Origin of the sequence: Thermaerobacter sp. FW80, assembly GCF_004634385.1 — a bacterium.
Lineage (GTDB): Bacteria > Bacillota > Sulfobacillia > Thermaerobacterales > Thermaerobacteraceae > Thermaerobacter > Thermaerobacter composti.
Genome location: NZ_CP037895.1, coordinates 1,003,387 through 1,024,928, shown reverse-complemented (window position 1 = coordinate 1,024,928; position 21,542 = coordinate 1,003,387). Strand labels below are relative to the sequence as shown.

The 21,542-nt window shown below is 73.6% G+C and carries 21 protein-coding genes and 1 riboswitch; all 21 genes read right to left on the bottom strand.

Going from position 1 to position 21,542, the window contains the following annotated elements; all coding sequences use genetic code 11:
* Positions 1 to 55: 55 nt before the first annotated feature.
* Complete coding sequence (gene fabZ / locus E1B22_RS04465; protein ID WP_135225949.1) at positions 56 to 481, bottom strand: 3-hydroxyacyl-ACP dehydratase FabZ; 426 nt, start codon at positions 479 to 481, stop codon at positions 56 to 58.
* A 605-nt stretch (positions 482 to 1,086) separates the two neighbouring features.
* Positions 1,087 to 1,701, bottom strand: coding sequence for a superoxide dismutase (locus E1B22_RS04460; protein ID WP_135224722.1), 615 nt, complete (start codon positions 1,699 to 1,701; stop codon positions 1,087 to 1,089).
* A gap of 355 nt (positions 1,702 to 2,056) precedes the next feature.
* Positions 2,057 to 2,890 (bottom strand): flagellar hook-basal body protein, encoded by an 834-nt coding sequence (locus tag E1B22_RS04455; RefSeq protein WP_135224721.1) that lies wholly within the window; start codon positions 2,888 to 2,890, stop codon positions 2,057 to 2,059.
* Positions 2,887 to 3,636: a flagellar hook-basal body protein gene (locus E1B22_RS04450; RefSeq protein WP_135224720.1), complete on the bottom strand. Its 750-nt coding sequence runs from the start codon at positions 3,634 to 3,636 to the stop codon at positions 2,887 to 2,889. Before E1B22_RS04450 ends, E1B22_RS04455 begins: the two co-directional genes overlap by 4 nt.
* A 401-nt stretch (positions 3,637 to 4,037) precedes the next feature.
* Positions 4,038 to 4,094: riboswitch (cyclic di-GMP riboswitch) on the bottom strand.
* A 391-nt stretch (positions 4,095 to 4,485) separates the two neighbouring features.
* On the bottom strand, positions 4,486 to 5,496 hold the full coding sequence (locus tag E1B22_RS04445; RefSeq protein WP_135224719.1) for a rod shape-determining protein: 1,011 nt from the start codon (positions 5,494 to 5,496) through the stop codon (positions 4,486 to 4,488).
* Between the two features lie 429 nt (positions 5,497 to 5,925).
* Entirely contained in the window at positions 5,926 to 6,225 is a 300-nt protein-coding gene (gene spoIIID, locus E1B22_RS04440) for a sporulation transcriptional regulator SpoIIID (protein ID WP_135224718.1), read from the bottom strand.
* Positions 6,226 to 7,014: 789 nt separating this feature from the next.
* A complete protein-coding gene (locus tag E1B22_RS04435; protein WP_135224717.1) occupies positions 7,015 to 7,764 on the bottom strand; it encodes a M23 family metallopeptidase in 750 nt (249 codons plus the stop codon).
* Between the two features lie 94 nt (positions 7,765 to 7,858).
* Positions 7,859 to 8,869: a stage II sporulation protein D gene (gene spoIID, locus E1B22_RS04430; RefSeq protein WP_135224716.1), complete on the bottom strand. Its 1,011-nt coding sequence runs from the start codon at positions 8,867 to 8,869 to the stop codon at positions 7,859 to 7,861.
* 418 nt (positions 8,870 to 9,287) lie between these two features.
* Positions 9,288 to 10,583: a UDP-N-acetylglucosamine 1-carboxyvinyltransferase gene (gene murA, locus E1B22_RS04425; RefSeq protein WP_135224715.1), complete on the bottom strand. Its 1,296-nt coding sequence runs from the start codon at positions 10,581 to 10,583 to the stop codon at positions 9,288 to 9,290.
* A gap of 310 nt (positions 10,584 to 10,893) precedes the next feature.
* Positions 10,894 to 11,316, bottom strand: coding sequence for a F0F1 ATP synthase subunit epsilon (locus tag E1B22_RS04420; RefSeq protein ID WP_135224714.1), 423 nt, complete (start codon positions 11,314 to 11,316; stop codon positions 10,894 to 10,896).
* A gap of 13 nt (positions 11,317 to 11,329) precedes the next feature.
* Positions 11,330 to 12,739: a F0F1 ATP synthase subunit beta gene (gene atpD / locus E1B22_RS04415; protein ID WP_135224713.1), complete on the bottom strand. Its 1,410-nt coding sequence runs from the start codon at positions 12,737 to 12,739 to the stop codon at positions 11,330 to 11,332.
* 255 nt (positions 12,740 to 12,994) lie between these two features.
* Complete coding sequence (gene atpG, locus E1B22_RS04410) at positions 12,995 to 13,987, bottom strand: ATP synthase F1 subunit gamma (RefSeq protein WP_167758845.1); 993 nt, start codon at positions 13,985 to 13,987, stop codon at positions 12,995 to 12,997.
* 25 nt (positions 13,988 to 14,012) lie between these two features.
* Positions 14,013 to 15,587: a F0F1 ATP synthase subunit alpha gene (atpA, locus tag E1B22_RS04405; protein ID WP_135224712.1), complete on the bottom strand. Its 1,575-nt coding sequence runs from the start codon at positions 15,585 to 15,587 to the stop codon at positions 14,013 to 14,015.
* Positions 15,588 to 15,600: 13 nt separating this feature from the next.
* Positions 15,601 to 16,152 (bottom strand): ATP synthase F1 subunit delta, encoded by a 552-nt coding sequence (gene atpH, locus E1B22_RS04400; RefSeq protein ID WP_135224711.1) that lies wholly within the window; start codon positions 16,150 to 16,152, stop codon positions 15,601 to 15,603.
* Entirely contained in the window at positions 16,149 to 16,631 is a 483-nt protein-coding gene (gene atpF / locus E1B22_RS04395) for a F0F1 ATP synthase subunit B (protein WP_135224710.1), read from the bottom strand. The genes atpH and atpF overlap by 4 nt, the downstream gene beginning before the upstream one ends.
* 199 nt (positions 16,632 to 16,830) lie before the next feature.
* Complete coding sequence (locus E1B22_RS04390; protein WP_135224709.1) at positions 16,831 to 17,076, bottom strand: ATP synthase F0 subunit C; 246 nt, start codon at positions 17,074 to 17,076, stop codon at positions 16,831 to 16,833.
* A gap of 342 nt (positions 17,077 to 17,418) precedes the next feature.
* Complete coding sequence (gene atpB, locus E1B22_RS04385) at positions 17,419 to 18,177, bottom strand: F0F1 ATP synthase subunit A (RefSeq protein WP_135224708.1); 759 nt, start codon at positions 18,175 to 18,177, stop codon at positions 17,419 to 17,421.
* Positions 18,174 to 18,500 carry a hypothetical protein gene (locus E1B22_RS04380; protein WP_135224707.1) on the bottom strand — a complete coding sequence of 109 codons (327 nt, stop codon included), beginning with the start codon at positions 18,498 to 18,500 and terminating at the stop codon, positions 18,174 to 18,176. Before E1B22_RS04380 ends, atpB begins: the two co-directional genes overlap by 4 nt.
* Positions 18,497 to 18,835: an AtpZ/AtpI family protein gene (locus E1B22_RS04375; protein ID WP_135224706.1), complete on the bottom strand. Its 339-nt coding sequence runs from the start codon at positions 18,833 to 18,835 to the stop codon at positions 18,497 to 18,499. Before E1B22_RS04375 ends, E1B22_RS04380 begins: the two co-directional genes overlap by 4 nt.
* A gap of 246 nt (positions 18,836 to 19,081) precedes the next feature.
* Positions 19,082 to 20,380 carry a non-hydrolyzing UDP-N-acetylglucosamine 2-epimerase gene (wecB, locus tag E1B22_RS04370; RefSeq protein WP_256369297.1) on the bottom strand — a complete coding sequence of 433 codons (1,299 nt, stop codon included), beginning with the start codon at positions 20,378 to 20,380 and terminating at the stop codon, positions 19,082 to 19,084.
* Positions 20,381 to 20,384: 4 nt separating this feature from the next.
* The gene (locus tag E1B22_RS04365; RefSeq protein ID WP_135224705.1) at positions 20,385 to 21,464 is read right to left on the bottom strand and encodes a glycosyltransferase family 4 protein; all 1,080 of its coding nucleotides are present in this window, start codon (positions 21,462 to 21,464) and stop codon (positions 20,385 to 20,387) included.
* Positions 21,465 to 21,542 lie beyond the last annotated feature (78 nt).

Sequence of the window (21,542 nt, the reverse complement as noted above, 5' to 3'; positions counted from 1 at the left end):
CGTCACCCGTGGCAGCGGGCGACGGTCGATCGAAGCCGAGCGATCGCGAACGGCTTCACGCCGGTCGCAGGGCGAAGCTCAGCTCCGCCTCCGCCGCCAGTTGGCCGTCGACGGTCGCGCGGGCGCGCCCCTTGCCCACGGGTCCGCGCACGGCGACGATCTCCACCTCGATCTCCAGGCAGTCCCCGGGGACCACGGGCCGGCGCCAGCGGACGCGGTCGGCGCCGGCGAACAGGGCCAGGCGGCCGCGGTTCTCCGGCAGCGAGAGGACGGCGCACGCCCCCACCTGGGCCATGGCCTCGAGGATCAGCACCCCCGGCATGATGGGGCGGCCCGGGAAGTGTCCCTGGAAGAAGGGCTCGTTGGCGCTGACGCACTTGCGCCCGACCGCCCGGCGACCGGGCTCCAGGGCCAGGATGCGATCGACCAGGAGGAAGGGATAGCGGTGGGGGAGCACCTGGAGGATCTCGTCGATGGCCATGGCCCCGGGGCGGTCCGTGGCCCCCTGAGGGCGGTCCTGCTCGGTCACGGGCGGTCCATCCTCCCCGTCGCCATGAAGGTCGCGCAGCTCGATGCGCCCGAGGCATGCAGTCGCCACGGGCGCCACGGGCGGGCCGGCTCGTCCCGCGGCTCGTGCGCCCAGAAGCCGCCAGCCGTACCCGCCCCCGATCCGCCGACGGTCCCCCCTCGCCCCCGCACCCGGGATGGGAGCCGCGAGGAATCCCCCCGGCGTCCGCGAGGGGACCGGCGGTGCGACCCCTACAGATTCGCCGTGGGACCGTGCCCGCCCTGCCAACCCACCTTTTGGCGCCTCCGGTGGCCGGCGCCGGCGGCGCCCCTCGTCCCGCGTCGCCCATCGGGCTGCCCAAGGCGCCAAGGGCTCGCCCCGCAAGCCCCAAGGCGGTAAAAAAGGGGGAGCCGGAGGAACCGGCTCCCCACTGCGCCCATTCCCATGCCGCAATTCCGCGGGCCGAGCGGCGCACGATCCGCACGCTTCCCGGCAGGCGCTTCCGGCCCGGCCCGGCCGGCCAGGCACCGGGGCGCGCCGGCAGCCGACGCGTCGACGCCTTCCCGCCGCCTGCCGGATCAGCCGCGGGCCTTCTCGTAGCGCCGGGCGACCTCGTCCCAGTTGACCACGTTCCACCACGCGGCGACGTAGTCAGGCCGCCGGTTCTGGTACTTCAGGTAGTAGGCGTGCTCCCACACGTCCAGGCCCAGGATCGGCGTGTGGCCCTTCATGTAGGGGCTGTCCTGGTTCGGCAGGCTGTACACCTGCAGGTCGCCCTTCTCGTCCACCACGAGCCACGCCCAGCCGCTGCCGAAGTGGGTCGTGGCGGTCTTGGTGAACTGCTCCTTGAAGGATTCGAAGCTGCCGAAGGCCTTGTTGATCGCCTCGGCCAGGGCACCCGAGGGCTGGCTGCCGCCGCGCGGGCTCATGATCTCCCAGAACAGCGAGTGGTTGGCGTGGCCGCCGCCGTTGTTCCGCACGGCGGTGCGGATGTCCTCGGGAACCTGGTCGATCTGGCGCAGGAGCTCCTCGATGGGCTTGTTCTGGAGCGCGGGATACTTCTCCAGGGCCGCGTTGACGTTGTTCACGTAGGTGGCGTGGTGCCGGTCGTGGTGGATGCGCATGGTCTGCTCGTCGATGTGCGGCTCGAGGGCGTTGTAGTCGTACGGCAGGGGCGGCAGTTGGTAAGCCACCGACGATCCCTCCTCGGTTGGGCAGATCGGGCGGGGCCGTCGCCACCGGCAGAAGCACGGAGCGTCCCTGGCCAGGCCGACCGTCCCGGCCGCCGACGGGGCCGGTGGCCCAGGCTGTCCCGCGCCCGAATACGAGTATATACCAACGTCCGGAAGCTTTCATGCGACGCCCCGTGACGGCCCCGCGACGGCCCCGGCGACGGCCCGGCGCCGGACGAACCGGCAACGCGCCCGGGGCGGGCGGCAGACCGCCGCCCGCCCCGGGCGCATCAGGGGGGAGGCCCATGCGGGCCTTGGGGGGAAGAGGACAAACCAAAGGTCACGGGTTCCCGCGGTTGATGGCCGTCCTCGCGTCTCACGGCCGCAGGCGGTTGATGGCGCCCATCATCTCGTCGGCGGTCAGCACCGCCCGGGCATTGAGCTGGTAGGCCCGCTGCGCCGCCAAGAGGCGCGTCATCTCCGCGGCCAGGTCGACGTTGGACTGCTCCAGCATGCCCTGGCGCACCCGACCGGCCCCGCCCTGCCCCGGCGGCAGGGCGATCAGCGGCTCGGGTCCCGGTGCGAACAGGCCCTCGCCCCGGCTCTCCAGGGCGTCGGGTGCCGCCGGCACCACCACGGCCAGTCGTCCCGCCGGGACCTCGTCGCCGTCGGCCAACACGGCCCGGATCTCGCCCTCGGGCGAGACGATCCACGTGCGGCTTCCCGGCGGCAACACCACCGGCTGCCCGTCGTCCCGCAGCAGGGGCCGCCCGGCGCCGTCGGTGACCACCAGCCCCTCCCCTCCGTCGGGCCCGCCGGCCGCCGGCGGGCCCCCGGGCCAGGGGCTGAGGGTGAAGGCGCCGCCCCGCGTCAGCAAGACCTCCCCCGTGGCGGGTTCGACCACCTGGAGGAAGCCGGCCCCCTCCAGGGCCAGGTCCCACGGCGAGCCGGTCTCGCGGAGCGGCCCCTGGTGCCAGAGGCGGGGCGTGGCGGCGAGGCGTACACCGTGCCCCACCTGCACGCCGCCGGTCGCCGCGGCGAGGGGCGCCACCGGCGCCTGCACGGCGGCGTAGGCCAGGTCGGCGAAGTCCGCCCGCGACGCCTTGAAGCCGGCGGTGTTGACGTTGGCCAGGTTGTTGGCGGTGACGTCGACCTGACGGGCGGCGGCGGCCATGCCCGCGGCCGACGACCACAGGGCCCGCTGGATCACGTCACCCGCCCCACTTCCTGGATGGCCAGACCCAGGGTCTGGTCATGGGCCGCCAGCACCCGCTGGGCGGCCTCGAAGGCGCGGAAGTTGGCCAGCATGGCCACCACCGTCTTCACCGGGTCGACATTGGACTGTTCCAAAACGCCCTGGCGCACCGGCGTGTCCACGGGCACCGCCGCGCCCGCATCGCCCAGGTTGACCAGCAGGTTGTCGCCGGCCCTGCGCAAGGCGGCGGGGTTGGCGAAGTTCACCCGGGCGATGGTGCCCACGGCGAAGCCGCCCACCTCCACCTGACCGTCCGGCGTCACGGTGAAGTCGGCGGTGCCCACCCACAGGGGCTCCCCGTCGATGCCGAGCACGGGCCAGCCGTCGGGCGTCTGCAGGTAGCCCTCGGGTCCGACGGTGAAGTTGCCCGCCCGGGTGTAGGCGGGCCCATCCGGTCCCAGCACCACGAAGAAGCCCTCGCCCGCCAGGGCCAGATCCTGGGGGCGACCGGTCTCCACCCACGGACCGGGGCGGACGTCGAGACCGGCCTCGGCCACCACCACCCCGTTGCCCACCGGGCCGACCGGCGCCGCACCACGGCCCTCCAGCCGGGAGACGAGGAGCTCCGGGAAGGCCTCGGTGACGTTCCAGCTAGCCCGATAGCCGGGGGTCTCGACGTTGGCCAGGTCCGTGGCCAGGCGCTGCTGCACCACGACCCGGGCCATCATGCCGCTGGCGGCGGTGTAGAGTCCTCGCAACAAGGCCCGTCTCCCTCCACTGACCGGCGAGCCACGGCCGCCCGGGACCCCCTGGGGCCCATGGCCCCGCGATGCGAGGCCGGTGCGCGCCTGCCGCCGGCAGCGAACCGGGCGCGAACCGGAGCAGCGAACCGGGGTCCATCAAGGGCACCAAATGAAAACCCCCGGCGGCTGCCGGGGGACGAGAGCCCAACCTATCCCTCCGCCCGCTGCCACCGTGGCGAGGCACCGGGACCGGGCCCGCGGCCCGGAGAACCGTCCTACGGTGGGTCGGGCGGTACGGGATGCTCCACCCGTTCGGCAGCCCGGCCGTCGTGGCCGGCGGACGGCGCCCCCGGGCCCCAAGCCCGCTCCCCTCCCCCTTCGGAGGGGGGATCCTCGTCGGCCCTCGGTCGCCCCCGCCGCGCGGTAGACCCGTGGCTTTGCGCCCCCGCCTTTCGGCGGGTTTGCCCTTTCGCGGCGTGTCGAACCTCGACGGGAACCTCGTTTTGGAAGGCATGTTCGGCGCCGGTCGCGCCATTCCTGCTGGGAGCTCGGATCGTCTTCGCGGCGGGTCGCGCGCAGCGTCCGGCGGCCTGCCATCGAACCGCCCAATGGCCGCCCTCCCCGGCCCGCACCGGGCGGCGGTCGCCTGTCGCGTCGGCTTCGGGCCGGCCCTGGGCCGCAGCCGGGTGCAGCTCGTCGAGACCGCAGACATCCTCCGCCCCGCGGGCCGGTGCGCCCCGGCCCGCGGCCTCGCCCCCCATCCTTCGTGATCCGGCCCTCGGCCGGTCCGGGGCCACGGCCGCCCGAGCGCGGACGCGAGGGCACCGAGGTCGGTTCCGGCGTGGACGGTGGGGCCCAAGGCCGGTGTCACCCGGCGACGACGACCCCCGCCAGGCGATCGAGCATGCCCAGGGCCGCCCCGGTCCCCAGGGCCACCGTCAGCAGCGGCTCCTCCGGCTGCACCACGGGCAGACCGGTGGCCTCGGCGATGCGCCGGTCCAGGCCCCGCAGCAGCGACCCGCCGCCGGTGAGCACCATCCCGCCCACCACCAGGTCGGCCGCGAGCTCCGGAGGAACCCGCTCCAGGGCGGCACGCAGGCCGGCCAGCAGGGTGCCGATGGGCTCTTCCAGCGCCTCGTGGATCTCGGCGGCGGTCAGGTGCAGGGTCCGGGGCAGGCCGGTGACCAGGTCGCGGCCCCGCACCTCGAAGCGCTCGTCCGCGTCGGGAGGCACGGCCGTGCCGATGGCGATCTTGGCCTGCTCCGCCGTGCGCTCGCCGATCAGCACGTTGTACCGCCGCTTGACATGGCGGACAATGGCCTCGTCGAAGGCGTCGCCGCCGACCCGCACCGAGGCGCCCACCACCACGCCCCCCAGGGAGAGCACAGCGATGTCCGTGGTGCCCCCGCCCACGTCGACCACCAGGTGGCCGCCGGGCCGGTGGATGTCGAGCCCCGCCCCCAGGGCGGCGGCGACCGGTTCCTCCACCAGGTAGACCTTGCGGGCCCCCGCCTCGTAGCCCGCCTCGATGACGGCCCGCCGCTCCACGGTGGTGACGCCGGCGGGGACGCACACCACCATGCGGGGCCGCAAGCCCAGCCGGTGGGGCATGGCCCGTTGCAGCAACGCCTTGAGCAGGGTGGCGGTGGCCGTGAAGTCAGCGATGACGCCACCGCGCAGCGGGCGCGCGGCCACGATGTGGCCCGGCGTCCGCCCCAACATCCGATGGGCCTCGGCGCCCACGGCCACGACGCGCCCCGTCTGCCGGTCGACGGCGACCACCGAGGGCTCGTTGAGCACGATGCCGCGGCCCTCCACGTAGACCAGGGTGTTGGCGGTGCCCAGGTCGACCCCCAGGTCCCGCACGAACCCGACCATGTCCCCTCCTCCCTCCTGCCCGTGGGACGGCCGCCACCGCGGCCGACGGCCGTCGGTCGGCGGGCGTGGAGGCGGTGTCGACGCCAGGGCGGATTTCTTTGCCATCGGGTCGGGTTCCTCTTGACGCACAAGATGGCGGGCCGGGAGGGGATGGCCTCGGACCCCCGCTCGTCGCCGCTGGGAATGGGTTGTCCATCGAATGGGTTGTCCGCCGCGCGTCCAGGCGGGTGCCGCTCGCCGCCGCTGGGAATGGGTTGTCCGCCGCGCGCCCAGGCGGGTGCGATGCGGACCGACGCCGGGGAGGGGTCGTCCGGGGCAGGGGAAGGAAGGGGGCCGGGCTGCAGGCCGCTGACACCGGGTCGCGCCCGGGGGCCGCCGCCACGGCCGCGTTCGTCCGGGGGCCAGGGCCGGTGCCGGCAGGGACAGCGTTCAGGCCCCGACGGAGGGCTCCGAGGGGGGTTGCTTGCGCACCGGGCCCCGCTGCTCCTGCAGGTACTTGAGGCGGGTGGCCTCACCACCCCGCAGGTGGCGCTCCGCCTTGTTGGTCGCCAGGACCTGCTGGACCTTCGCCGCCAGCTGGCTGTCGATCTTGGGCAGGCGCTCGGTTACGTCCTTGTGGACGGTGCTTTTCGAGACACCGAACACCTTGGCTGCCTCGCGCACGGTGGAGCGGGTGCGAGCGATGTACGTGCTCACCTCCACCACGCGCTTCCAGATGTAGTCCTTCACCGACCTGCCCCCTTCGCCCTGGTCTGTTACCATCTATATGAGGGCGTTAGGCAAACATACCTTGACCGCAGGGCCGCGCACGGCCGCGCACGGGCGGACAGGCCATCGGGCTGGTCGACGGGGTCCCACCCGGGGGACGAACCGGCTTCGCCGGAGGGCCGTGGGACGGGGATGGGCGCGGTGCCTGGGGCGAGGGGAGCGGTGCACGGGGTTCGGGGGCGAGGCGCGCCCGCCGCCGGTTGGGCGGGAGGGGCCACGATGGGGGACGCGGCCCGCGTCGCGGCCCGATGCCATCGGGCCGCGACGCGGGCCGGTGCGCATGGCGGGGGCGGCTTGGGCGGTGCGGACGCCGTGGATCCGCGTCGGACGCAGGTGAGCCGATGCGTCGGACGCAGGTGAGCCGATGCGCCCGGGGGGATTGCTGCGGACGCGACCCCGGACGGCGATGGCCGCTGCGGGGAAGCGCGGGCCGGGGCGGCCCGCGCTTCCCTGGCCGACGGGCCACCGGACCACGCCCGGGGGAGGGCCCGCCGGCTGGTTCGGCATGGCGAACGGCCGGGTCGGCGAACCCTGCCGGGCGCACCGGGAGCGACCTTGGCCTGGGCCGGGCGGCTCGCAAGGGGGGCGGACGCGGGAGGGCCGCACCGCCCGTCGGCGGTGCGGCCCTCCCGGGCGCAAGGGGCGCTCGTCACCCCTGTCAGGTCCGGCCGGTCCGCGGCGGGCCGGCTGCCGAGGTCCGGCCCGGGGCCGGGGTTTGCCGAGGACAGCGAACGGTGCGGCTGTCCGCGGCTATCCGATGACCGTGTTGGGATCGACGGCCTCGTCCCCCCGCCAGATCTCGAAGTGGACGTGGACGCCGGCGGCCGACTCCACCCGCGCCGACGAACCGGCCTTGCCGATGGCCTGGCCGCGACGCACCTGCTGCCCCGCCTCCACCGAGGCCTCCGCCAGGCTGGCGTAGACGGTCCGGTAGCCGCCGTCGTGCTCGATGGTGACGGTTAGCCCGCGCTCGGCGTCGCGCTCGACCCCGACCACGCGGCCGTCTGCGGCGGCCAGGACGTCCGTGCCCTCCGGGACCGCCAGGTCGACGCCCGGATGCCAGCGCCAGTCGCCCATGGTCTCCGAGTACTGCCAGCCGAAGCCCATGGCCGTGCGGCCGTTGGTCACGGGCCAGGCCAAGGCGGGCGTCGTCTCGCCCGCCACCTCGCGGGTGGGCACGTCGTCCCGCGGCTCGGACCGCGTGCCGGTCTCGGCACCGGCGGCGGCCCCGGCCTGGCTGGGAACGGGCTGCGGCGTCGCCGCGCTGGGGGCCGACCCCTGGTCCGCGCCCGCCGGGGTCGTCGGCTCCTCCACGGCGGACGGCTCGGGGCCGGAGAGGCCCGGCCAGCCCTGGAAGTAGAGATAAGACCCGACGAAGACGGCCACCAGCACGATGAAGCCCAGCAGCGGCCGCAGTGCCGGCCAGCCGCGGAGTTTGGCCATCCAGTTGGCCAGGCGGCCGGGTATGCGGCTCTGCCCGCTCTGCGGGTTCTCCTGCATGTGGCACCACCTCTGGCCGGTAGTGTTGCCAGGGCTGGTGCTTTTATGCAGGAGCGCGCGTGCAGGAGCGCGCCGCGGCCTCGTGCCGCCGCCGTCATTCCGCGAAGATGGGCCGCAGCGTGGTCCCCGGGTAGTAGTGGCGGAGGATCGCCTCGTAGGTGTGTCCCTGGCGAGCCATACCCTCGGCGCCGTACTGGGACATGCCGACCCCGTGGCCCCATCCGCGGATCGCGAAGACCACGCGGTCACCCTGTCGCTGGCAGCTCCACCACGTGGACGGCAGCTCCAGCCGCTGGCGGAGCTCGGGGCCGGTGAACGTCCTGTCGCCCACCGTGGCCCGGCCCACGCGGCCGCCGGGCGACGGCTCGATGCGGGCGAAGCACTGCCCCTGGGGCAGCTGGCGCACCACCTTGGCGTCGACCTGCAGGCGGCGGGCGAAGTCCGCCAGCGACATCGCCTTCGTGCTGCGCCAGTGGGGTGAGGCGGTCTCCCAGGGCGACTCCACGGGCCGCAGGTAGGGGACGTCGTTGCCCCACACGGCGGCGGCCGCCTCGGTGCGGCCGCCCGACGTGGAGTGGTAGACCGCGTCGATGGGCGCGCCTTGGTACACCAGGATCAGCCCGGCCGTCTCCCGGACCGCGTCCTGGATCTTGCGGGTGAAGCGCCAGCCGTCGAGCAGGCCCCACTCGCGTCGCCGCGCCGCCAGGGGCTGCCACGCCTGGCCCGTCTGGGGGTCGCCGCAGACGTCGGCGTCGGGGTGCTCCCGGCAGCCCGGCCCGCCGAAGACCCGCATCTGGCGCACCGCAAAGGTGCGGGCGGCCACCGCCTGCGCCTTGAGGGCCTCGGGGTGGAAGGTGGCGGGCATCTCGGCCGCCACCACCCCGGTGAGGTAGACCTCCAGGGGCAGGGTCTCCACGGCCTGGGTGCCGGGCACCCACACGCGCACGGGCAGCTCGCCCGGGTCGAGGGGCACCAGCGGGCTCTCGGGCCCCTCGATGCGCAGGCCCCGGCTGATCACCACGAGGAACGGCAGCAAGACCGTCAGCGCCAGGACCAGGAGGAACCAGCCGGCCACCGGACGGCGCCATGCCGGCCGCAGGGCCACGGGCCACCCCTCCCCGCCGCGCGGCCGTGGCCGCACTGTCAGCCACGGCCAAGTCTCGGCGCGGCCTCCGCCGGGTTGTCCGCCCGCGGCTCCCGCGGTCCCGATCCCCGGGAGGATGCGCGGGCGGACCCGACCCACGTGAGGATGTCTATGTGGGGACGACCGGGGACATGCCTTGAGCCCCAAGCCCCCGGGGCCGGGCGGGGCCACCCGGCCCCGCCCGGCCCCGCCCGGCCCCGTGAGCACCCCGGGGGCTCGCGCGATGGCGCCCGTGCGCCATCGCGCGAGCCCCCGGGCATGCACCTCGCAGTGTGCCATCTGCATGGGGCACCGGCGGTCCGCCGCCTGCGGAGGGCACCGGAGGTGTCCGGCCCGCCATGGGCCCGGCCCACGCTGGGCAGCCCGTCAGCGCCGCCCGTCAGCGGGCCAGCAGTTCGGCGACCACCGGGTCGTCCTCCGTGCTCAGGCGCTCCACGTCGGCTCCCAGCCCCCGCAGCTTCTGCTCGATGGCCACGTAGCCCCGGTCGATGTGGTGGACGCCGCTGACCTCGGTGATCCCCTCGGCACCCAGGCCCGCCAGCACCAGGGCGGCCCCTGAGCGCAGGTCCGTGGCCGTCACGGGAGCCCCCTGCAGCCGCTCGACGCCGGTGACGATGGCGGTCTGGCCCTGGATCTGGATGTGGGCGCCCATCCGGCGCAGCTCCGGCACGTGGGTGAAGCGGTTCTCGAACAGGGTCTCGGTCACCGTCGCCGTGCCCTCGGCGGTCGCCAGCGCGGCCATGGTGGGCGCCTGCAGGTCGGTGGGGAAGCCCGGGTACGGCAGGGTCTTGATGTCGACGGCCCGCGGCCGCCCGTCCATGGCCACCGTCAGCTGGTCCCCGTCCACCACCACCTCGGCGCCCATCTCCCGCAGCTTGGCCAGCAGGGACTTGAGGTGCTCCGGCACCACGCCGGTGGCGGTCACCTGGCCGCCGGCGATGACGGGCGCCAGCAGGAAGGTGCCGGCCTCGATGCGGTCGGGGATCACCGCGTAGGTGCCCCCGCCCAGCGCCGGGACGCCGCGGATCTGGATCACCTTCGTCCCCGCGCCGCGCACGTCGGCACCCAGCGTGTTGAGGAAGTTGGCCAGATCGACGACCTCCGGTTCCTCCGCCGCGTTCTCGATGGTGGTGGTGCCCTCGGCCAGCACCGCGGCCATCATGATGTTCTCCGTGGCCCCGACGCTGGGCACGTCGAGGTAGATCGACGTGCCGCGCAGGCCGTGGGGCGCACGCACCTCCACCTGGCCTCCGCTGACCTCGACCTCGGCACCCAGGGCGGCGAAGCCCTTGAGGTGCAAGTCGATGGGCCGCTGGCCGATGGCACAACCCCCGGGCATGGCCGCCCGGGCCCGGCCCAGGCGGGCCAGCAGCGGACCCAGCACCAGGATGGAGGCCCGCATGCGCCGCACCAGCTGGTACGGCGCGGCGTAGGCCAGTTCGTCGGCCGGCTGGACCGCCAGGCCGCCGTCGGCGGCCGGCCCCACCACGACGCCCAGCGCCCGCAGGAGACGGATCATGGTGTCGACGTCGTCCAGCGCCGGGATGTCGTGGAGGAAGCACGGTTCCTCCGCCAGCAGGGTGGCCGCCAGGATTGGCAAGGCCGCGTTCTTGGCACCGCTGATCCTCACCTGACCCTTGAGGGGGCGCCCGCCGCGAACCACGATCCGTTCCACCGTCTCAACCCCCTCCAGGGCCACGCCCGGCCGGCGGGTGGCCGCCAGGACCGCGGCGGCGTGCCGCCGCGACGCCGCCGCGGAATCGCAACCCGTCCGCCCGGGCGCGCCGCCGATATGGGATTCGCACACCGCGGCCCGCTTGTGCCCGGACCCGCGGGCACCGCCCCGCCGGCCGTCGCGTGCATCCCCATGTATGTTATCGCCTCCGGCCCCCGCGGGGTTCCAGGCGACTCCCGGCGGCCACCCCCGGCACGACCCCGGCCCGGCGCGTCGGCCATCGCCGGACCGGTTCCGCCGTCCGGCGCCGTCAGACCAGGTCGCCGGTGTCCGCCCCCGCGGCGCGCAGGCGGTTGAGGGCGCGGTGCAAGGCGGCGCGGGCGCGCTCGAAGTCCCAGTTGGCGTCCCGCTCGGCCAGCCGGCGCCGGGCCCGCTCCGCGGCCGCCCGCGCCCGCGCCACGTCGATCTCTTCCGCGCGTTCGGCGGCGTCGGAGAGGACCACCGCGTGGTTGTCCGCCACCTCGAAGAACCCGCCGGCCACGGCCACGCGCCGCCGCTCGCCGCCCTTGCGGTAGCTCAGGATGCCGATCTTCAGGGTCGCCACCATGGGCGCGTGGTCGGGCAGCACGCCCAGCAGGCCCTCGGACCCGGGCACGATCAGCGAGTCGACCTCCTCGCGGAAGACGACCCGCTCGGGCGTGATGACCTCCAGCGTGATGGCGCGCTCCGCCATGGTGTCGCCCCTCTCAGACCAGGGTCTTGGCCTTCTCCACGGCCTCGTCGATGGTGCCCACCATGTAGAAGGCGGCCTCGGGCAGGTCGTCGTGCTTGCCCTCGAGGATCTCCTTGAAGCCGCGCACCGTCTCCTCGCGGCTGACGTACTTGCCGGGCGTGCCGGTGAAGACCTCGGCCACGAAGAAGGGCTGGGACAGGAAGCGCTCCAGCTTGCGCGCCCGCTGGACGATCAGCTTGTCCTCCTCGGTGAGCTCGTCCATCCCCAGGATGGCGATGATGTCCTGCAGGTCCTTGTACCGCTGCAGGACCTGCTGGACGCCGCGCGCCACCTCGTAGTGTTCCTGGCCCACGATGTTGGGGTCCAGGATCCGGGAGGTGGAGGCCAGCGGGTCGACGGCCGGGTAGATGCCGCGCTCGGCGATGGCGCGCTCCAGGCGCACCGTGGAGTCCAGGTGCGCGAAGGTGGTCACCGGCGCCGGGTCGGTGTAGTCGTCGGCGGGGACGTACACCGCCTGCACCGAGGTGATGGATCCCTTCCGCGTCGTGGTGATGCGCTCCTGCAGGTTGCCCATCTCCGTGGCCAGGGTGGGCTGGTAGCCCACGGCGCTGGGCATGCGGCCGAGCAGCGCCGACACCTCGGACCCGGCCTGGGTGAAGCGGAAGATGTTGTCGATGAACAGCAGCAGGTCCTGGCCCTCTTCGTCCCGGAAGTACTCGGCCATGGCCAGGCCCGTCAGGCCCACCCGCAGACGGGCGCCTGGCGGCTCGTTCATCTGACCGAAGACCAGGGCCGTCTTGTCGAGGACCCCGGACTCCTTGAGCTCGTGGTACAGGTCGTTGCCCTCGCGGGTGCGCTCGCCCACGCCGGCGAAGACGGAGAAGCCGCCGTGCTTGTAGGCGATGTTGTGGATCAGCTCCATGATGATCACGGTCTTGCCCACGCCGGCGCCGCCGAACAGGCCGACCTTCCCGCCGCGGGCGAAGGGGCAGATCAGGTCGATGACCTTGATGCCCGTCTCCAGGATCTCCGTGGCGGGGTTCACGTCGGCCACGTCGGGCGCCGGCCGGTGGATGGGATAGCGCTTCTTCGTCTTGGGCGGCTCCTTGCCGTCGATGGGCTCGCCCAGCACGTTGAACATCCGCCCCAGCACCTCGCGGCCCACGGGCACGGTGATCGGGCCGCCGGTGTCGACGGCGGGCATGCCCCGCTGCAGCCCGTCGGTGGAGGCCATGGCGACGCACCGGACCACGTTGTTGCCCAGGTGCTGCGCCGCCTCCACCGTTAGGTCGATCTCCACCTGCTCGGTCTTGGCCTGGATCTTGATGGCGTTGTAGATGTCCGGCAGCTTGCCCTCGGGGAACTCGATGTCGACCACCGGGCCGATCACCTGGACGACCCGGCCCACGTTCTGCTCGGCCATGGCAGTCTCCCTCCGGTCCGCGGCGCCTCGGGACGGGCATCGCCGCCGTCCCACCGCGCCTGCCCCCGGCTTGCTCCGCCGCTCCTCCGCCCGCCGCCGGGCCGGCGGTCCCGGGGTGGAACCGCTTCCGCCCCCGGCGGCTCGGGATGGCGCATCGGACGAACCGGCGCCCGCGCCGGCCGCGGGCCGGCGACGCTCCCGTCGGCCCCGGCCCGCCGAAGCCCGCAGCGGGCCGCGGGGGACGGCGGCGCGGGATCAGCCCTTGAGGGCCTCGGCGCCGCTGACGATCTCCGCCAGCTCCTTGGTGATGGCCGCCTGGCGGGCGCGGTTGTACGCCAGGGTCAGCGTCTCGATCAGCTCGGCCGCGTTGTCCGTCGCGTTCTTCATCGCCGTCATCCGCGCCCCGTGCTCGCTGGCCTTGGCCTCCTGCAGGGCCCGGAAGACCAGGATCTGCACGTACTTGGGCAGCAGGGCCTCCAGCACCGCCCGCTCCGACGGCTCGTAGATGTACTCGCGCACACCCTGGGGACCGCTGCCCGCCGGGCGCTCGGCTGCGACCTGCGGACCGCCGGCCAGCGCGCCGCTCGCCGCCGCGCGCCCGGACGCCCCGCCCGGCGCCGCACCCCGGTCCGCCGCCGGGCCCGCGGCCGCGCCGCCGGCCGGTTCGTCCAGCCCGGCGACGGGCAGGAGGCGGGTCACCACCGGCCGCTGGCTGATGGCCGACCGGTACTCGGTGTAGACCAGGCGCACCTCGTCGACGTCGCCGGACAGATAGCGGTCCACCAGCCACCGCGCCAGGTCCCGGGCGGTGGCGAAGTCCACGTCCTCGCCCAGGCCGGTGAGCTCCCGGGCGAAGGCGTGGCCGCGGCGGCGGAAGTGGTCGCGTCCCTTCCGCCCCACCGCCACCAGGACCGGCTCCACGTCCGGCGGCAGCTGGCGCAGCTCCTGCTCGGCCCGCCGGATCACGTTGGCGTTGTAGCTGCCCGCCAGGCCGCGGTCGCCGGTGACGATCACCAAGCCCACGCGGCGGACGGGTCGCGGCGCCACCAGCGGATGCTGGCGCGCCTGCTCGGATCCGGCCAGGCGGGCCAGCATGGCCCGCAGGGCGTTGGCGTACGGCCGGCCGGAGCGGGCGGCCTCCTCGGCCCGCTTGAGCTTCGCGGCGGCGACCATGTACATCGCGCGGGTGATCTGTTGGGTGTTCCGCACCGCGCGGATGCGACGCCGGATGTCCCGCATCGAGGCCATGGCGAATCACCCTTCCCGGCGTCCGTCACGACGCCCGCTGCACCTGCCGGGCGGGCTCGGCCGCGCCGGAAGCCCCCTCCTGCCCCTCGCCCAGGAAGCCGGCCTTGAACTGCTGGATGGCGGCCTGCAGCCGCTGCTCGTTCTCCTGGGTGATCTCCTTCTCGGTCCGGATCGACTCCAGCACCTCCGGGTGGAACCGCTTGAGGTACTGGAGGAACTCGCGCTCGAACGCCCGCACGCGCTCGACGGGCACGTCGTCGAGGTAGCCGTTGACGCCGCAGTAGATGGCGACCACCTGTTCCTCCACCGGCATCGGCTCGTGCTCGCCCTGCTTGAGGATCTCCGTCACCCGCTGACCCCGGGCCAGGCGGGCCTGGGTCGCCTTGTCGAGGTCCGAGCCGAACTGGGCGAAGGCGGCCAGCTCGCGGTACTGCGCCAGGTCGAGGCGCAACCGGCCGGCCACCTGCTTCATCGCCTTGATCTGGGCCGCGGAGCCGACGCGGGACACGGAGCGGCCGACGTCGATGGCGGGACGGATACCGGAGTAGAACAGGTCCGACTCCAGGAAGATCTGGCCGTCGGTGATGGAGATCACGTTGGTCGGGATGTAGGCCGAGATGTCGCCGGCCTGGGTCTCGATGATCGGCAGCGCGGTCAGCGAGCCCCCGCCGATCTCGTCGCTGAGGCGGGCCGCCCGCTCCAGGAGCCGCGAGTGCAGGTAGAACACGTCCCCGGGGTACGCCTCCCGTCCCGGCGGCCGCCGCAGGAGCAGGGACAGCTCGCGGTAGGCCCACGCCTGCTTGGTCAGGTCGTCGTAGATCACCAGGACGTCGCGGTGCTCCTCGTACATGAAGTACTCGCCCATGGCGCAGCCGGCGTACGGGGCGATGTAGAGCAGCGGCGCCGGCTGCGAGGCGGTCGCGGAGACCACGATGGTGTAGTCCATGGCGCCGTACTTCTTGAGGGTCTCCACCACGCCGGCCACCGTCGACGCCTTCTGGCCGATGGCCACGTAGACGCAGATCACGTCCTGGTCCTTCTGGTTGATGATGGTGTCCACCGCCAGCGCGGTCTTGCCGGTCTGGCGGTCGCCGATGATCAGCTCGCGCTGCCCGCGCCCGATGGGGATCATGGAGTCGATGGCCTTCCAGCCCGTCTGCAGCGGCTGGTTCACCGACTGCCGCATGATCACGCCGGGCGCCGGCGACTCGATGGGGCGCGTGCGCTTGGCGTCGATGGCGGGACCCCCGTCGATGGGCTGCCCCAGGGGGTTGACGACCCGGCCCAGCAGCTCGGGCCCGACGGGGACCTCGATGATGCGGCCGGTGCGCCGCACCTCGTCGCCTTCCTTGATGTCGGTGTACGGCCCGAGGACCACGACGCCGACGGAGTCCTCCGTCAAGTTCAGGGCCATGCCGTAGACCCCGCTCTTGGGGAACTCCACCAGCTCGCTGGCCATGACCTTCTCGAGCCCGTACACGGTGGCGACGCCGTCGGCGATCTGGATGACGGTGCCGACGTCCTCCAGCTCGGCGCGCCCCTCGAAGTTCTCGATCTGCTGCCGGATGATGGCGGTGATCTCCTCCGGACGAATGCTCACCGGCCCGTCCCTCCTACGCACCGCCGCCGGTGGCCAGCTGCCGATGCAGCTGCAGCAGCCGCCGGCGCAGGCTGGCATCCAGGCGACGATCGCCGACCTTCACCACCAGTCCGCCCAAGAGCTCCGGACGAACCCGCACCGCCAGGCGCACCCGGCGGGCTCCCAGGGTGCGGGCCAGCTCCTCCTCCAGGCGCTGGCGGGTGGCGGCATCCAGCTCTGCCGCCGCCTCCACCTCGGCCTCCACCACGCCCGCCTCCCGGTCGCGCAGGGCAGTGAACTCGGCCACGATGTCCGGCAACAGGGCCTCCCGCCGGCGGCGGACCAGCAGGCGCAGCAGGTTGCCCACCCAGCGGTGGACCCGGTCCCCGAAGACCGAGGCGATCAGCTCGAACTTCTCGCGCGCCGGGACGGCCAGGCTGACGAAGCGCTGGCGCAGCTCCGGGTGCTCGTCGAAGACGTCCAGCACCCGGTCCAGGTCGGCGGCCAGGCGGTCGAGTTCACTGCTCTCGCGGCCGAGGTCGTAGAGCACCCGGGCGTAGCGCTGGGCCAGGGGACGACGCCTCATCGCAGGTTCGCCACCTCTTCCACGGCCTCGGCCACCAGGCGCCGTTGATCTTCGGCGTCCAGGGCCCGGCCCAGCACCCGCTCCGTGGCGAGCAGCGTGAGGTCGGCCACCTCGCGCCGCAGGGCGGCGATGGCCTGCTCCTTCTCCCGTTCGATGGTCGCCCGCGCCCGCTCCAGCAGCTGCTCCGCCTCGCGGCGCGCGGCCTCGAGCCGCTGCTGGCGCTCCTCCTCGGCCAACTGGGTGGCCCGCTCCAGGATGCTCTGGGCCTCGCGCTGGGCCGCCGCCAGGCGCTGCCGGTACTCGGCCTCGCTGCGGGCCGCCTCTTCGCGGGCCCGTTCGGCCGCCGCCAGGTTGGCCTCGATCTCCTCGCGGCGCCGATCCAGCAGCTCCATCACCGGCCGCCAGAAGAACTTGCCCAACACGGCGACGAAAAAGAAGAAGTTGATGAACGACCAGATCAACTCCGGAGAAACGTGCACGGGTTCTCCCTCCAGCCCCGGGCGGCGCCGGCATCGCCCGGCGCGCCCGCCCTTCGCCGGGGGCTCGCCATCCGCCCCAGGACGCCATGGGGGGGCGGTCCGACGCGGCAGACCCTGACGGGCGGCCGGCCGCCCCCCGCCACCCCATCCGCCTCGCCGCCGGCAGGGGCCGTCCCTCCGTGCCCCTGCCGGCGTCCCATCAGCCGGCCACCCGGCCGGCGAACAGGAAGGCGAGGGCGAAGGTGAACAGGGTCAGCGACTCGAGGAAGGCCAGCGACAGGATGAGCACCGTCTGGATCCGGCCGGCCGCCTCGGGCTGGCGCCAGATGGCATCCAACGCCGCGGCCGCAGCCCGGGCCTGTCCGGTGGCCGAGCCGATCGCCGCGATGGCCAGACCGATGACGGCCAACGCGGAGAAGAAAGCAATGCCGGTGATCCCTTCCACCGCGTCTCCCCCTCCTTTCCCAAACCTCACCCGACGGGCCGCCGAAGCCGCCCGCGGGTCAAGTCAAAGGCGTAAAGGCTGCAAACCCAGGTCAAGACCGCAAAACCCTTGAGCACCCCGAAACCCTGAGCCGCGCGGCGGCGTATGGGCTCCCTCCCTGGTCGGCGGCCGGTGCGACCCTCGGCCCCTCGTCCCCGTCCGCGACCGCTTCTGCCGTCCGGGCGCCACACCGGACCGCGTCGCCGTCGGCGCACCGCAGCCGCCGCGCCGCGCCGGCCCGCAGGCGGCCCGTGGCGGATCCGCGCTGGAGGGGATCCCTTGCAGCGCCCCCGCGCGGACCGCTCAGTGCTCGTGGTGGAACTCGGCCGTGGCCGCCTCGATGTACAGGGCGGACAGCATGGTGAAGATCAGGGCCTGGACGAAGCCGGCGATGACCTCGATGAACATGACGCCGGCCGGCACGAGCCACGGCATGGCCGCCAGGAGACCGGACAACACCGCCTCGCCGCCGAAGATGTTGGCGAAGAGACGCAAGGACAGGGAGAAGGGCTTGATCAGCTCCTCGATCACCGCCAGCGGCACGGTCAGCGGCCACAGGAACACCGGCCCCTCGAGGAAGCGACGGAAGTAGCCCAGGCCGTGGTGCGCCAGACCATAGGCCTGCACCGCGACGAAGGTGAAGATGGCCAGGCCGCCCGTCACCCCCCAGCGGCTGGTCGGCGGCTGGAACCAGCTCTCATGGGGCAACACCGGCAGGAGGCCGGTATAGTTGCTGAGGAGGATGAGCAGGAAGAAGGAGCCCAGGAGCGGCGTGAAGCGCCGGGCTCGCTCCCGTCCCATGATGTCGGCGACGAACCCGTACAGCGCGTCGACCGCCCACTCCACCGCCGTCTGGAAGCGGTTGCGGGGCACCTGGTGGAGGCTGCGGGCGGCGAGAACGCCGAAGAGGATGAGGACGCCCATCACGATCCACATGGTGACGATGGACTCGTGCACGGGCAGGCCAAACAGATGGAAGACCACGTGGGCGCCTTCCTCGGCCCCGTCGGCGCCCCCCGCCGCCTCGCCGCCGGCGGCGGCCAGCTGCAGCCATGGGCTCAAGCCCGCTCCCTCCTCGCTCGCGTCGAGAGGAAAAGGGGGACGTCACCGGCGACGAGCAGACCGGCCAGGGCCGAAAGGATGGCCACCGGCCGGCCGGTGACCCAAAACACCATCAAGAGTGAAGCAAAACTCAGGACCATGCGCAACAAGTAGCGCCCCAGCACGCGCTGTTGAAGTGTGGCAATCTCCGCTCGATCCACCGTGGATGCCATGCGCCGGACCGGCCCGGCCACCAGTCCATAGTTCACGGCTCCGCAGAGGAGCCCCCACAACCCGGCGGCCGCGCCCAGCGCCACATCCGGCCAATTTGTGAACTCGTTCACGAAGGAGGGCCGCCCTTTCCGCCCGATCCCTGTCGTGGGGCTGGGTCGTCCTCGACCTGGCGCTGCAACGTCCGCCAAAGCACGCGAAAGGCGGCGACGACGCCCAGCAACAGGCCGAGCAGCTGCAGCCACGGATCGGTCCCGAGCCCCCGGTCGAGCCAGCGACCGCCGTAGTAACCCACGGCCATGCCCGCCAGGAGGGTCCCGGCAAAGGTGAAGGCCAGTTCGAAGAGCGTGCCGACCCCGCGGACGTCACGCCCCGACCGCCGCGGCCGGTCGGCCCCGCCGCGCCCACCCGTCCCGCCGGGTGCGGGGGGACGAGGATCCGGTCCCACCGCTGGCGCCACCTCCCCCCAGGCGCGGCTCCGCCGCGGTGCGATAGCCCCCCTCCGGCGGCAGCCGGGGTCCCCTCGCCCGGGGTGCACGGCCGAGGTCGACCGCAATCGGGGCCGCCCTGGCCGTCGCGGGCGGCCCCGCATGGGAGCATACCAGCCGTAGCTTAACAAAGGGGCGCGGGACGGGCAACCGGATGCAGGCCCGACGCGCATCGGGTCCCCGCGCGATCCGCCTCCCCCCGGGGTTCAACCCTCGGGATTCCACGGCTCGGGCGGGGTGGGTCGCAGGCCGAAGGCGTATTCGATGGCGTCCGCCGTCCGGCGGGCGGCACGCCCATCCCCGAAGGGATTGCGGGCCCGGGCGACGCGCCGGTAGGCCTCGGGGTCGCGAAGCAGCCGCTCGGCCTCGCGCAGGATGGGCTCCTCATGGGGTCCGACCTGGAGCACCGTGCCGGCCGCGATGGCCTCGGGGCGCTCCGTCTTGTCCCGCAACAGCAGCACGGGCAGCCCCAGCGCGGGCGCCTCCTCCTGCAGGCCGCCGGAGTCGGTCAGCAGGAGCGTGGCTCGCGCCATCAGGTTCGCCCAGTCCGCGTACTCGGGAGGATCCAGCAAGGCGACGCGCTCGACGCCCTCCAGATGCCGGCGGATGGTGTCGGCCACCACCGGGTTGGGGTGCACCGAGTAGACCAGCTCGACGTCGGGGTTGCGCTCCACCAGCCGGCGCAAGGCGCGGGCCACCTCCTCCAGGGGCGCCCCCCAGTTCTCCCGGCGGTGCGCCTCGCAGAGGACCAGGCGCCGACCCGGGCTGGGGAAGCGGGCCAGTTCGTCCCGTCGGAAGCGGTAGTCCCGCTGGACCACCGCCAGCAGGGCATCGATGGCGGTGTTGCCCGTGACGAAGATGCCCGCCGGATCGATGCCCTCGCGCAGGAGGTTCGCGCGCGCCGTCGGCGTCGGCGCGAAGTGGAGGTCGCACAGGGCGTCGGTGAGGCGGCGGTTGATCTCCTCGGGAAAGGGCTGATACTTGTCGTAGGTCCGCAGGCCGGCCTCCACGTGGCCGATGGGCACCTGGCGGTAGAACGCGGCCAGCGCCCCCGCCAGGGTCGTGGTGGTGTCGCCGTGGACCAGCACCAGGTCGGGCCGAGCCTGGGCCAGCACCGCCTCCAAGCCCCGCAGGGCGCGGGTGGTGATGTCGGTCAGGGTCTGCTGCGGCCGCATGATGTCCAGGTCGAAGTCGGGCCGGATGCCGAAGAGGTCCAGCACCTGGTCCAAGAGCTCCCGGTGCTGCGCCGTCACCGCGACCTGCACCCGGACGCCGGGGCGCCGGCCCAGCTCCTGGATCACCGGCGCCATCTTGGTGGCCTCGGGGCGGGTGCCGAAGACGGCGAGGACGGTCAGCGGGTCGCCCGGCCGCCGGGTGCCGGCCAGGCGGGAGCGCAGCCTCTCCCGTGCGGACCGGCGGTCGTCCTCCCGGGAGGCGCCGGCCCCTTCCCCGCCGGCCGCCGGGCGAGGGGCACGATGGGTGGACTCCATGGGATCGGGAAGCACTCCTTCAACTTCCGAGACGCCGCGGGCGCTGCCGGTTCCACTCCAGCAGCTTGCGCGCCACCAGGTGCACGGACGCCGCCAACGTGACGACGATGAGCAGGCCCTGCAGCAGGTTGCCCTCGGCGACCGCCACGGCCCCCAGGGCCAGCCAGGCGGTGATCAGGTACATCACCAGCACCGCATCGCGGTGGCTGAAGCCCATGCGGATCAGCCGGTGGTGCAGGTGGTCGCGGTCCGCCGCCATGACCGGCCGCCCGGCCTGCAGGCGCCGCAGGATCGCCAGGGCGGTGTCGGCGATGGGCAGGGCCAGCACCATGATGGGGACCGCCAGCGCCACGGCCGCCGCGCTCTTGAGGAGGCCCACCACCGAGACGGTGGCCAGCGTGTAGCCGATGAACAGGGCCCCCGTGTCGCCCATGAAGATCTTGGCGGGGTTGAAGTTGTAGGGCAAGAAGCCCAGCGTGCTGCCGGCCAGCGCGGCCATCAGCAGCACCACTTCCATGGGCTGGCCGGTCTGCAGCGCCGCCACCAGCACCGTCAGGGCCGCGATGGAGGCGATGCCGGCGGCCAGCCCGTCGAGCCCGTCGATCAGGTTGATGACGTTGCTGACGGCCACGATCCAGAGCACCGTCAGGGGGACGCCCCAGGCGCCCAGCACCAGGAGGTCGTCGGCTCCCGAGGCGGTGAACAGGCCCAGCGGATTGGTCAACACCTCGATGCGGACGCCCGCCGCCACCGCGGTCAGCGCCGCCGCCACCTGCCCGGCCAGCTTGACCAAGGGCGGCAGGTCCCACAGATCGTCGGCCAAGCCGACGGCCAGCATGACCACGCCGCCGAGCAGCACCGCCACGACGTCGCGGTCTTCCCAGCCCAGGCTCACGGCCACGGCCGCGACGAACCCCGCGAAGATGGCCAGGCCCCCCACGTGGGGCACCGGCACCCGGTGCATGCTCCGCGCCGTCGGCCGGGCGACGACGCCCAACCGCACCGCCAGCGCCCGCACCACCGGCGTGGCCGAAAGCGCCACCAGGGTCGCCACGGCCAGGACGAACCAGTGCGACTGGGGATGGAGCCACGACGGCATGACGGCCCTTCCTCCCGTCCTCTCCCGCAAGGCGGGCAGGACGCCTCTCCCCCGACGCCGCCCGCACGGATCCGGCGG

Excerpts from the sequence above, each read along its gene's own strand:
- E1B22_RS04445 (WP_135224719.1), bottom strand. The coding sequence starts at position 5,496 with ATGGTCGGGTTCGTGCGGGACCTGGGGGTCGACCTGGGCACCGCCAAC.
- atpD (WP_135224713.1), bottom strand. The coding sequence starts at position 12,739 with ATGGCCGAGCAGAACGTGGGCCGGGTCGTCCAGGTGATCGGCCCGGTG.
- E1B22_RS04365 (WP_135224705.1), bottom strand. The coding sequence starts at position 21,464 with ATGCCGTCGTGGCTCCATCCCCAGTCGCACTGGTTCGTCCTGGCCGTG.
- fabZ (WP_135225949.1), bottom strand. The coding sequence starts at position 481 with ATGGCCATCGACGAGATCCTCCAGGTGCTCCCCCACCGCTATCCCTTC.
- E1B22_RS04420 (WP_135224714.1), bottom strand. The coding sequence starts at position 11,316 with ATGGCGGAGCGCGCCATCACGCTGGAGGTCATCACGCCCGAGCGGGTC.
- E1B22_RS04435 (WP_135224717.1), bottom strand. The coding sequence starts at position 7,764 with ATGCAGGAGAACCCGCAGAGCGGGCAGAGCCGCATACCCGGCCGCCTG.
- atpG (WP_167758845.1), bottom strand. The coding sequence starts at position 13,987 with ATGGCCTCGATGCGGGACATCCGGCGTCGCATCCGCGCGGTGCGGAAC.
- atpH (WP_135224711.1), bottom strand. The coding sequence starts at position 16,152 with ATGAGGCGTCGTCCCCTGGCCCAGCGCTACGCCCGGGTGCTCTACGAC.